Here is a 9,118-nt window from a genome sequence, read left to right as displayed (position 1 = left end):
GTGATCTGGTGCACCCCGAAGTCCAGCAGGATGAACTGGTTCTGCGGGGTGCGCACGGTGGCTGCGAGCAGGTTGAGCTGCTGGGAGCTGAGGAAGGCGGCGGTGAAGGCGGTGGCCGGGTCGTTGTAGACCTGGCCGGGGGTGCCGACGTCCTGGAGCACGCCGCGGTCGTACTCGTCCGCGTCCAGGCTACGGCGGGCGAAGCGGTGGATGCGGACCGGCAGCGCCGCGGGGTCGAAGCTCACCCGCAGCATGTACTGACCGGCCGGGAAGCGGAAACCCCGCTCGTAGGCGCGGGCCTCCGCGCCACTGGGATCGGCCAGCCCGTAGCGGATCATCTGAGTCTCCCTGGTCCGCAGCGCCCGATCGAACAGCAGCTCGGCCACCACCAGGGCGGCCGGCCCGTCACGGCGGACCCGGCCGACGCGGCAGTCCTCCAGCGCCCGGACCCGCACGCGCTCCACGTCGCAGCCCAGATCGCCCCAGTAGATCATGATGTAGCGGTCGGCGGCGTCCTCGTGCGCCTGCACCACCTGGAGCGTCTCGCGCCGGGTGATGCTGCGATCCGCTCCGATCCGGAGCGTCTCGTGCATCCCGACGATGTGCAGGCGCCGGTCGTCGGCCACCCCGTCCAGCTCCTCCAGCAGCGCCGACAGGGCGCGGGCCGGCTCCAAGATCGACGAATAGGCCACCGCGCCCGGCATCAGCGGGCTGCTGCGGCCGCGTGGCCGGGGCGGGCCGAGCAGTTCCATCAGCGAGCGCGGCGGCAGGATGAGGATCTCCTCCAGCGCGCGTACGGCGCGCAGCGACTCGGGCCGCTCGGGACGGCGCAGGCCCTGCTGCCAGTAGCTCAGGCTCGTCGTCCCGACCCGTAGCCCGCGCTCCCCCAGGCGGTGCCGGAGCCGGTCCAGGGTCAGGCCGCGCGCCTGGACCGCGACGCGCAGCGCGATGTGAAAAGGACCGTCACGCAGAGCGGCCTTGAGTTCACGATCATCTGACATGTGTGAATTTTCACAAATTTTCACCACTGTGTCACCGAGGGGTGGCGCTCTTGTGGCGCGCTTCGGTTCCCCGTTCACAGCACACATGCCGGACGGTCCGCCCCGCCTTGTCCGGCCCGCGCATCCGGCCGACCATCCCTTCAACAGCACCGGCTTCTCCCCCCAGGAGCTCGACATGCCCTATCCATCATCCGGCGGGTTCCGGCGCACGGCCATCGCGCTCGTGCTGACGACCGGGGTCTGGCTGGCGTCGCCCGGCATCGCCGCCCATGCCGCGGCCGCCTACCGCCTCAACATCACCATGCAGGCCCAGCAGTACACCAACTGGTGCTGGGCGGCCGCCGGCAACACCGTGGCCGCCTACCACGGCTACGACTACAGCCAGAACCAGTTCTGCAACCTGGCCTTCAACCGCTCGGTGAACTCCAGCTGCCCCAACAACCAGGCCACCCTGGCCAACGACCAGAACGCCTTCCGCCGGATCGGCATCTCGCCCGGCACCTACGTCTACAACTACCTGACCTACAACGCGGTGATCAGGGAGATGAACGCCAACCGGCCGGTGCTGACCCGGATCCAGTGGTCCTCCGGCGGCGGGCACATGCACACCATCTACGGCTATGACCAGAGCGGGTCGTGGATCTACTGGGGCGATCCCTGGCAGTCCAGCTCCCGCTACAACTGGGCGGCCTACAACTACTACGTCGGCAACGGGTCCTTCTCCTGGACCCACTCCCTCGACTACATCGGCGCGTGAGGAGGCTCCCATGAAGCGCATCGCAGCGGTCCTCGCCCTGACCGGATCCCTCCTGCTCGCCCCCTCCCTCGCCCACGCGGCCACGGACGACCCGGCCCCCCAGAGCCCGGCCGAGGCTGCGGCCGTGCAAGCCGTACCACCCGGCGCCGGCGACCGAGCGGCCGCCCGCGCCGCCGCCTCGGCCCCGGGCGTCCAGCGGACGCTCGGCGAGTTCTTCGCCACCAAGGGGGCCCCGCCCGGGACGGACACCAGAGCGGTGGCGCCGATCGCCGTGAGGGTGACCGAGCAGACCGTGGCCGTCAACCACCTCAACCCCGCCTTCGTCGCCGGACAGTCGGGGGAGGTCGCGCGGTTCGCGTTCTTCGCCACCCGGGCCGACGCGGCCGACGGCCGGACCGCCTCGATCTGGACGAGCCGCTCACGGACCGGCGGCTGGCAGGTCAGCAACATCGCCAGTGGCGACGACGAGCAGCGCTACGCCTCACAGCCGGGCACGGTCTTCCTCGAACCGCAGATCAACGCCTGGTACGCGCTCAGGGACGGCCGTGTCGTCCCGCTCAGCACCGAGGCGACGGCCTCCGTCGGGGCGGGCGGCGTGCCGCTGGCGGATTACCAGAAGCTGGTCTCGGGCCGCTACGGCGACAAGCTGCCCGGCTCCGCGTACGCCCGCAACGGCACCGCCGGCGGCTACGGGCCCGGCGCCTCCGCCGGTGATGGCGGGTCGCCGCCGGCACCGGGCGGCGCCCCGCTCGGCTGGGCGATGAGCGCGGGAGTGCTGCTCGTCGGAGGGTCCGCCGCCTGGATCACGGGTTGGCTGGGCGGACGCGCGCTCCGCCGCCGCACCTCCCGGACCTGAGCGGCACGCCCGTCACCGGACGCCCGGCCCGCCAGGCCGGGCGTTCCGTGCCGGGGACCGTCGTGGAGGGCCGTCGCGGCCCCCTCCGCGCGCCCCTGCCGGCGGCGTGCTCGCCGGCGCCGGGGAGGCCCGCGCCAGATCTAGCGGTTGACCAGCGGGCCGGAGCCGGTCGAGCGGCGCACGACCAGCTCGGGCTGGAACATCAGCTCGATGTGCCTGCTCCGGATGCCGTTGATCTCCTCCAGGAGGGTGGCCACCGCGGCCGAGGCCATCGCGCCGATGGGCTTGCGCACGGTGGTCAGCGGCGGGTCGGTGAAGGCGATCAGCGGCGAGTCGTCGAACCCCACCACCGACACGTCCGCCGGAACCGACAACCCCCGATCMCGGCACGCCCGGATCGCCCCCAGCGCCATCAGGTCCGAGGCGCACACGATGCCCGTGCAGCCCCGCTCCAGCAACTGCGCCGCCGCCGCCTGACCCCCCTCCACCGAGAACAGCGAGTGCGAGATCAGCTCGTCGACCCCGTCCGCCCCCAGCAGCTGCGCCATCGCCTGCCGGTAGCCCTCGATCTTGCGGATCACCGGCACGAACCGGCCGGGCCCGACGGCCAGGCCGATCCGCTCGTGCCCGAGATCCACCAGATGCTGTACGGCCAGCCGCGCGGCGGCCCGGTCGTCCGGGGAGATGAACGGCGCCGGGACGTCGCCGGCGTGCCCGTTGAGCAGGACGATGGGCACGCCCTGCCCGATGAGCTGGGTGTAGCGGTCGGAGCGCGCGGTGATGTCGGCGTGCAGCCCGGAGACGAAGATGATGCCGCTGACCCCGCGCTCCACGAGCAGCTCGGTGAACTCGTCCTCCACCGCCCCGCCGGGGAGCTGGGTGCACAGCAGCGGGGTGTAGCCGTGCTGGGTCAGCGCCTTCTCGAAGGCCTGGGCGAACGCCGGGAAGATCGGGTTGTCCAGCTCCGGGGTGACCAGGCCGATCAGCCCGTTGCTGCGCTGGCGCAGCCGCTGCGGCCGCTCGTACCCCATCAGGTCCAGCGCGGCCAGGACGGCCTGCCGGGTGGCGGCGGAGACGCCCGGCTTGCCGTTGAGCACCCTGCTGACCGTGGCCTCACTCACCCCCGCCTGCGCGGCGATGTCGGTCAGCCTGGCCGCGCCGTTGCCCGGCGGGCCGCCGCTATACGGCATCGCGTTCCCACCAGACCGCGGAGTCGGGCGCGAGCCGTACCGTGTCGCCGTCGACGACCGGTTCCTCGCTGGCCAGCAGGACCCGTCCGGGCGCGGGCAGCTCGACCGGCTCGCCGGTCAGGTTGAGTGTGCAGGCGAAGCCGTCGCCCCGGGCGAAGGCCAGCGTGCCCTCGGGTGAGTCCAGCCAGGTCAGCGGCGCGTCGTCGAAGGAGCGGCGGGCCCGCCTGATCTCCAGCGCCGTCCGGTAGAGGCGCAGCGTGGAGAGCGGGTCGCGGAGCTGGGACTGGACGCTGAGCGGGCCCCAGGAGGCGGGCATGGGCAGCCATGACTCCTCGATGCCCGGCAGGCTGAAGCCGAAGTGCGGCTCGACGTCGGCCCACGGGATGGGGACCCGGCAGCCGTCGCGGCCGTCGTCGGGGTTGCGCAACCGCTGCGGGTCGCGCAGGAACTCCTCCGGCAGGTCGAGGACCTCGGGCAGTCCGAGCTCCTCGCCCTGGTAGAGGTAGGTCGAGCCGGGCAGGGAGAGCGTCAGCAGGGCCGCGGCGCGGGAGCGGCGCAGGCCGGTCTCGCCGCCGCCGTAGCGGGTCAGGTGCCGCTTGACGTCGTGGTTGGACAGCACCCAGGTGCTGGGCGCGCCGACCAGTCCGGCCGTGGCGAGCGACTCCTGGATCACCGTGCGGAACCTGGCCGCGTCCCACGGGGTGTTCAGGAAGTGGAAGTTGAACGCCTGGTGCAGCTCGTCCGGGCGGACGTAGTTGGCCAGCCGCTGCGGGGACGGCGCCCACGCCTCGGCGACGCCGATCCGCTCGCCCGGGTAGGAGTCGAGCAGTCTGCGCCAGCCGCGGTGGATCTCGTGCACGCCGTCCTGGTCGAAGAACGGGACCACGTCGGCGCCGATCATCCGGACCTGGTCGGGGTGGCCGACGTCGGGCAGGCCGTCGGCCTTGACCATGCCGTGCGCCACGTCGACGCGGAAGCCGTCCACGCCCAGGTCGAGCCAGAAGCGCAGGACCGATTCGAACTCCGCGTGAACCTCGGGGTTGTCCCAGTTCAGGTCGGGCTGTTCGGAGGCGAACAGGCGCAGGTACCACTCGCCGTCGGGCAGCCGGGTCCAGGCGGGGCCGCCGAAGACCGACTCCCAGTCGTTCGGGGGCAGCTCCCCGCTCTCCCCCTTGCCCTGGCGGAAGATGTAACGCTCCCGCTCGGGGCTGCCGGGCCCGGCGGCCAGGGCCTGCTGGAACCACACGTGCCGGTCGGAGGTGTGGTTGGGCACGACGTCGACGATCACCCGCAGGCCGTGCCGGTGCGCGTCGTCGATCAGGGCCTTGGCGTCGCCCAGCGACCCGAAGATCGGGTCGACGTCCCGGTAGTCCGCCACGTCGTAGCCGAAGTCGGCCATCGGCGAGGTGTAGAACGGGGTCAGCCAGACGGCGTCCACCCCCAGATCGGCCAGATACCGCAGTCGGCTCCGCACGCCCAGCAGGTCGCCGATCCCGTCGCCGTTGCCGTCGGCGAAGCTGCGCACGTAGACCTGGTAGATCACCGCGTCGCGCCACCACCGGGTGGCGGTCTCGCTGGCATGGTCCGCGTGGACGAGCTCGGTCATATTGGTCCCCCGATCAAGTGACATGTCAGGACGTGATAGCACGATGGTGTTACGACTTGGTGGCGCCGGCTGTGAGCCCGGCGACCAGGTGACGCTGGACGAGCAGGAAGACGACCGCCGCGGGCAGCGCGATCAGCACGGCCGAGGCGGTCAGCAGGCCCCAGTCGGACCAGTGCTGGCCGACGAACTGCTGCAGGCCCGCCGCGAGGGTGCGTGTCTCCTCGCCCGTCATGAAGACCGAGGCGTAGGCGACCTCGCCCCAGGCGGTCATGAAGGAGTAGAACGCGGTGACCGCGATGCTGGGCCGGGCCAGCGGCAGGATGACCCGCCAGAAGGTGCCGAACGGGGTCAGCCCGTCGATCATGCCGGCCTGGTCGATCTCGCGCGGGATGGAGTCGAAGTAGCCCTTCATCATCCACGCGCAGAACGGGACCGCCACGGTCATGTAGGCGATGACCAGGCCCGGGATCTGGTTGAGCAGCCCGAGACCCGCCATCAGGTTGTAGAGCGGCACGATCAGGATCGCCACCGGGAACATCTGGGTGATCAGCAGCATCCACATGACGCCGCGGTAGCCCGGGAACCGGAAGCGGCTGATCGCGTACCCGGTCGTCGAGGCCAGGAACACGCCGATGACCGTGGTCAGCCCCGCGATGATCACGGAGTTGAGCAGCCAGTTCGGGAACTGCGTCTCGGTCAGCACCCGGGTGTAGTTGTCCAGCGACGAGTTGTCGAAGAACTTCAGCTCGCTGGAGAGCCAGCCGTCGCGTGGCTTGAGCGAGGTCAGGACCAGCCACACGATGGGGAACAGCGCGATGAGGGAGGCGACGATGAGCGTGCCGTGCAGCAGGATCGAGCTGCCGATGCCGCGCTCCTCGCGGCTGCGGGCGCGCCGGCGCCTCGCGGGACCTGCGGTGGCGGTGCTCACCAGACCTCCCCTTGCTTGCGCAGCGCGCGACGGTAGACCAGGGCCATCACGACGAGGAGCAGGAGGATGATCACTCCCCATGCCGCCGAGCCCGAGTAGTTGCGGATGCCGGTGAAGGCCTCGCGGTAGGCGTAGGTCACCAGGATCTCCGTGGAGCTGCCCGGACCTCCGCCGGTGATCAGGAAGATCAGCGGGAACATGTTGAACGTCCAGATCGTGCCCAGCAGGACGACGGTGCTGGAGACGATGCGCAGGCCGGGGACGGTGATGTGGCGGAAGCGCTGCCACGGCGTGGCGCCGTCCACCTCGGCCGCCTCGTAGAGCTCACCGGGGATCGACTGGAGCCCGCCGAGCATGGCCACCATCATGAACGGCACGCCCACCCAGACGTTGACCGCGATGACCGCGAGCTTCGCCGTGGTCGGGTCGTCGAGCCAGCCGACCGCGCCCAGGCCCGCCGCCTTCAGCATCGCGTTGATGACGCCGTAGTCGCTGTTGTAGAGGTAACGCCAGATGAACGCGGCGACGAAGGACGGGATCGCCCACGGCAGGATCAGCATCAGCCGGTAGACCGAGCGGAAGCGCATCTTCCGGTTGAGCAGCAGGGCCAGGCCGAGGCCGAGGCCGTAGTGGAGCCCGACGCAGGCGACGGTCCAGATGACCGTCCAGATCAGCTTGTCCCAGAACAGGCCGCTGGTGAGGATGTCGACGTAGTTGTCGAGCCCCGTGAACCCGTAGGTCGAGGGGATCACGTTGACGCCGATCGTCCGGCCCATCGTGGCCTCGGTGGCGTCGGTCAGGGACAGGTAGACCCCCCGGACCAGCGGCCAGCCGATCAGCGCGGCGGTGACCACGACGACCGGGGCGACCATGGCCCAGGCGTACCAGTGCTGCGACATCGACCGCCGGACCGGGCCGGCCTTCTTGGGGCGGCCCCGGCCGCGGGCGCCGTCGGCGCCCGCGGCCCGGTCCCTGGCCGTGCCGGTCACACGCCCAGTGGAAGTCGCCACGGATCAGCTCCAGTCCTTGAAGATGCCGCGGTACTTCTCGTCCACCGTCTTGACCATGTCCTCGGGCGAGGTCTTGCCGCCCACCAGGGACTGGTAACCCTCCAGGAGCGGCTGGAAGAGCTGGCCGCCCTCGGGGATCCACGGACGCGCGACCGCGGTGTCGAGGATCGGCTTGAAGGTGGCGACGTCCTTGTTGCCCTGGACGTCGGGGTTGTCGTAGGCGGAGGCGCGGGTCGGCAGGAGGCTGATCTCCTTGGCGACCTTGGCCTGGGCCTCGGGGGTGCTCATGAAGCGGACGAACTCGTAGGAGGCGTCGAGGTTCTTGGAACCGGCGTAGATGGCGTAGTTCCAGCCGCCGGTGGGAGCGCCGGCCTTGACCGACCCCGCGGGTACGGGGGCGATGCCGAGGTTCTCCTTGTCCTTGAACTCCTTGCCCTGGTAGACCTCCGCCAGCGCCCACGGGCCGTTGTAGATCATCGCGGCCTTGCCGTCCTTGAGGGCGGTCATCGCGTTGGCGTAGCTGTCCTGGATGGCCGGCTTGGGCGCGGCGCCGGACTTGATCAGGTCGTCGACCGCCGCCATGGCCTTGACGTTGGCCGGGGAGTTCACGACGATCTTCTTGCTCTGGACGTCGAGCGTGTCGCCGCCCTCGCCGTACATGAAGGGCAGCAGGAAGTAGGCGTCGACGTTGAGCGCGAGGCCGCTGACGCCGGTCTTCTCCTTGACGTCGAGCGCGGCCTTCTTCAGCTCCTCGACCGTGGTGGGCGCCTTGTCCCAGCCGGCCTCCTTGAGCAGCTTCTTGTTGTACAGCAGCGCCAGGGTGTCGGTGACCTGCGGTACCGCGTAGGCCTTGCCGTTGTACTTGGTGCTGCTCAGCGGGCTGGGCAGGAAGTCGGCCTCGTTCTCCACGGCGCGCGTGCCGTCCAGCGGCTGGAGGTAGCCGAGGGAGGCGAACTGGGGGGTCCAGGCGACCTCGGAGCGGATCACGTCCGGCGCCCCACTGCCGGCCTGCGCCGCGGTCTGGAACTTGTTCTGTGCCTGGTCCGAGGGGACGTTGACGTACTTGACCTTGATATTGGGGTACTTCGCCTGGAACTCGTTGATGAGCGCCTGGAACGTCGGGCCCTCACTGTCCGGCCGGACGGTGTCCCACCAGGTGATCTCGCCGCTGATCTTCGACGGATCGGCCGCGGCGGACTGGGCGGGGGCCGCCGCCGAGTCACTGTCGCCGCCACCACAGGCGGAGACCGCCAGGGCGAGTGCCGCGACGATCGTCGCAGCCGAGAAGGCTCGCCGCATCATTTCTCCTCATAGCTCAGGGGACCGGTCCGGGCAGGGGAAGCCACCGGGCCGGGTTTGGAGTACGCCGGACGTTACGCCGACGTGAACCGCATTGGAAGAAGTTTCTGCAAGAGTCTGCAAAGTTGTTACATACTCCACCAAGGGGACAGGAGGCGACAACCCCTCCATTGCCGGTGCGGCTGGAGATACTTGCAGCTCAGGTGGGATATCAGCCCCGGCGAGGGATTTCCGGGCGGGACGCGCCCCCGCTCCGGCATCTCCCGAAATCATCACGATTCAGAAAATTTCGGCAAGGGATTGCACAGATCATGCCCAGTGAGTAACTTCCGGGCAACACCCTCGAAACGACTCAGCGGAGGCCCCCCGGTGGTCTGGCCACTCCTCCCACGACGCGCGAGAGCGACCCTCCTGTCGGGTGCCGTCCTCACGGCGACCCTGATCATCCCCCTCGCCGCACCCCTCTCCCCC

At 70.3% G+C, this 9,118-nt stretch carries 8 protein-coding genes; 2 read left to right on the top strand and 6 right to left on the bottom strand.

Annotation, left to right across the window (positions count from 1 at the left end; genetic code table 11):
* The coding region (locus CA984_RS48445; protein WP_086578547.1) for a hypothetical protein at positions 1–1,001 on the bottom strand (1,001 nt) is incomplete at its 3' end.
* Between the two features lie 175 nt (positions 1,002–1,176).
* Between CA984_RS48445 and CA984_RS39860 the strand changes: the two genes are divergently transcribed.
* Complete coding sequence (locus CA984_RS39860; protein WP_086578549.1) at positions 1,177–1,758, top strand: papain-like cysteine protease family protein; 582 nt, start codon at positions 1,177–1,179, stop codon at positions 1,756–1,758.
* 10 nt (positions 1,759–1,768) lie between these two features.
* The gene (locus CA984_RS39855; RefSeq protein ID WP_086578546.1) at positions 1,769–2,614 is read left to right on the top strand and encodes a hypothetical protein; all 846 of its coding nucleotides are present in this window, start codon (positions 1,769–1,771) and stop codon (positions 2,612–2,614) included.
* Positions 2,615–2,754: 140 nt separating this feature from the next.
* On the opposite strand, the gene CA984_RS39850 is transcribed toward CA984_RS39855, so the two are convergent.
* Genes CA984_RS39850 through CA984_RS39830 form a run of 5 tightly spaced genes read right to left on the bottom strand, consistent with a single transcriptional unit; the run spans position 2,755 to position 8,650 of the window.
* On the bottom strand, positions 2,755–3,804 hold the full coding sequence (locus CA984_RS39850; RefSeq protein WP_086578545.1) for a LacI family DNA-binding transcriptional regulator: 1,050 nt from the start codon (positions 3,802–3,804) through the stop codon (positions 2,755–2,757).
* Positions 3,794–5,410 carry a glycoside hydrolase family 13 protein gene (locus tag CA984_RS39845; RefSeq protein WP_086578544.1) on the bottom strand — a complete coding sequence of 539 codons (1,617 nt, stop codon included), beginning with the start codon at positions 5,408–5,410 and terminating at the stop codon, positions 3,794–3,796. Before CA984_RS39845 ends, CA984_RS39850 begins: the two co-directional genes overlap by 11 nt.
* 49 nt (positions 5,411–5,459) lie before the next feature.
* Positions 5,460–6,338, bottom strand: coding sequence for a sugar ABC transporter permease (locus CA984_RS39840; protein ID WP_086578543.1), 879 nt, complete (start codon positions 6,336–6,338; stop codon positions 5,460–5,462).
* A complete protein-coding gene (locus tag CA984_RS39835; protein WP_086578542.1) occupies positions 6,335–7,348 on the bottom strand; it encodes a carbohydrate ABC transporter permease in 1,014 nt (337 codons plus the stop codon). The genes CA984_RS39840 and CA984_RS39835 overlap by 4 nt, the downstream gene beginning before the upstream one ends.
* Positions 7,349–7,351: 3 nt before the next feature.
* Positions 7,352–8,650, bottom strand: a complete 1,299-nt coding sequence (locus tag CA984_RS39830; protein ID WP_242676436.1) for an extracellular solute-binding protein — start codon at positions 8,648–8,650, stop codon at positions 7,352–7,354.
* Positions 8,651–9,118: the final 468 nt, after the last annotated feature.

It is taken from the genome of Streptosporangium minutum, from assembly GCF_002149035.1.
Lineage (GTDB): Bacteria > Actinomycetota > Actinomycetes > Streptosporangiales > Streptosporangiaceae > Streptosporangium > Streptosporangium minutum.
The sequence above is the reverse complement of the archived record's forward strand: the minus strand, read 5'-3'. Positions and strand labels throughout refer to the sequence as shown.

Excerpts from the sequence above, each read along its gene's own strand:
- CA984_RS39860 (WP_086578549.1), top strand. The coding sequence starts at position 1,177 with ATGCCCTATCCATCATCCGGCGGGTTCCGGCGCACGGCCATCGCGCTC.
- CA984_RS39855 (WP_086578546.1), top strand. The coding sequence starts at position 1,769 with ATGAAGCGCATCGCAGCGGTCCTCGCCCTGACCGGATCCCTCCTGCTC.
- CA984_RS39845 (WP_086578544.1), bottom strand. The coding sequence starts at position 5,410 with ATGACCGAGCTCGTCCACGCGGACCATGCCAGCGAGACCGCCACCCGG.
- CA984_RS39830 (WP_242676436.1), bottom strand. The coding sequence starts at position 8,650 with ATGATGCGGCGAGCCTTCTCGGCTGCGACGATCGTCGCGGCACTCGCC.